We start from the raw sequence: 2,033 nt of genomic DNA, 5'->3' as shown, positions 1-2,033 counted from the left end.
GGGATGGGGTCTGATCAGCGTGTGGCACGGCGGTGAGCGTACCCGCCGTGCCGGGCCCGCCGCGAAGCGAGGGGCCGGGTGTGCCGGGCGCGCCGCCGGTGGTGCCGGGGCTGTTGCGGGGGAGGTCGTCGATGGTTCTCACGGTCGCTTTCCGGTCGGTTCCCGGGTCAGTCCCGGGGGTCGAAGGTGACGGGCAGACGCGGGGGCTCGGCGCCGGTCGGGGGGATCCGCAGGGCCTTGAGCGTGTACTTCATGACCTGCTGGTACACCGGGCCGCACACCTGGCTGCCGAAGTAGCTGCCCTTCTTGGGGTTCTGCACGGCGCAGTAGACGGTGACGCGGGGCGCGTCGGCGGGGGCGAACCCGGCGAAGGAGGAGGTGTAGCCGTTGTAGCGGCCCGTTTCGGGGTCCACCCGGTTGGCCGTTCCGGTCTTGCCCGCCACCCGGTAGCCGGGGATGCGCGCGGTGGTGCCGGTGCCCTCCGTGTCCGCCACCACCGACTCCAGCATGGCGGCGAGCGTCGTGGCGGTCTTCTCGCTGACGACACGGTTGCGCTGCGGCTTCGGCGCGGGCTTCCACTCGCCGTCGGGCCCGGTGGTGCCGCGCACCAGGGAGGGTTCGACGCGTACGCCCCCGTTCGCGATGGTGGAGTAGACCGAGGCCGCCTGGACGGCGTTGATCGACAGGCCCTGTCCGAAGGGGATGGTGTACTGCTGCGAGGCGTTCCAGTCCTCGGGGTCGGCGAGGATGCCGGGGGTCTCGCCGGGGAAGTCCAGTCCGCTCCTCCGCCCGATGCCGAACTCGCGCAGGTAGGAGTGGAGCACCCGGTTGGCCTCCGCCTGGGTGTCGCCCAGCTGCTCGACGGCCAGGATGGTGCCGATGTTGCTGGACTTGGCGAGCACCCCGTTGAGGGTGAGGTACCAGGTGGGGTGGTCGACGTCGTCGGCGAAGCTGCGGTCCGCCCGCGGCAGCCGGTTGGGCACCACGACATGGGTGCCCGGGGTGGCCGCGCCTTCCTCCAGGACCGCGGCCATGGACATCACCTTGCTGGTGGAGCCGGGCTCGTAGGCGTCCTCCACGGCGCCGTTGCGCAGCGCCGAGGCACTGGCCGTGGACAGGTCGCCCGGGTCGTAGCCGGGAGCGTTGGCCATGGCCAGGATCTCGCCGCTGCGGACGTCCTGGACGATCACGTAGCCGCTGTCCGCGTCGGACTTCTCGACCTGCTCCTCGATGGCGCTCTGCGCGGCCCACTGGATATCGCGGTCGAGGGTGAGCTCCACGTCCGACCCGGGGCGCGCGGGCTGCTCGTGCTCGTCCCCGGTGGGCACCTGGCGACCGCCGGACTGGGCGTAGGTGATCTTGCCGTCCTTCCCGGCCAGCACCTTGTCGAACTTCGCCTCCAGGCCGCCGCGGCCCCTGCCCTCGGAGTTGACGAAGCCGAGCACGGCGGCCGCGAGCTCCCCTCCCGGGTAGACCCGCTTGGCGTGCTCCTCGGAGTACACCCCGGCCAGCACGTGGTGGCCCCCGCCTGCGCGCTGCCGTCCGGCCAGTACGCGCTTGAGGTCGGTGATCTGCCGCCAGACCTGCGGGGACTGCTGCCGGGCCAGGAGGACGTAGCGGGTCCCCTTCCGGGAGAGCCGCTCGGTGAGCGTCTTCTCGTCCACGCCGAGGACGGGGGCGAGCAGCTCGGCCGCCTGGGCCGGCGCGTCGGGGACCTTCGTCTGCTCGGGGGTGAACAGGTAGGGGTCGGCGGTGATGTCGTACGCGTCGACTGTGGTGGCCAGGGCGACGCCGTCGCGGTCGGTGACGGTGCCGCGCTCGGCGGCGAGCGGGACGGTGATGTAGCGGTTGACGTCGGCCTTGGCGGCGTAGGTGCTCGCGTCCACGGCCTGCACCTGGAGCAGCCGCACGGTGAAGGCCAGCATCACCAGGGTCAGCAGTACGCCGAACAGCCTCAGCCGGGGGCGCGGACTGCTCAGCCGTACGGTGCCCGGCCTGGGCCGGGGCCGGGACGCGCGGGCGGCGGGCCGGGG

At 72.7% G+C, this 2,033-nt stretch carries 1 protein-coding gene; it reads right to left on the bottom strand.

Annotation, left to right across the window (positions count from 1 at the left end; all coding sequences use genetic code 11):
• Nucleotides 1-167 precede the first annotated feature (167 nt).
• The coding region (locus tag L7D48_RS28400; protein ID WP_237883907.1) for a penicillin-binding protein 2 at nt 168-2,033 on the bottom strand (1,866 nt) is incomplete at its 5' end.

Source organism: Streptomyces sp. ICN903, assembly GCF_022015835.1.
In the GTDB taxonomy this organism is placed as follows: domain Bacteria; phylum Actinomycetota; class Actinomycetes; order Streptomycetales; family Streptomycetaceae; genus Streptomyces; species Streptomyces fenghuangensis.
The sequence above is the reverse complement of the archived record's forward strand: the minus strand, read 5'-3'. Positions and strand labels throughout refer to the sequence as shown.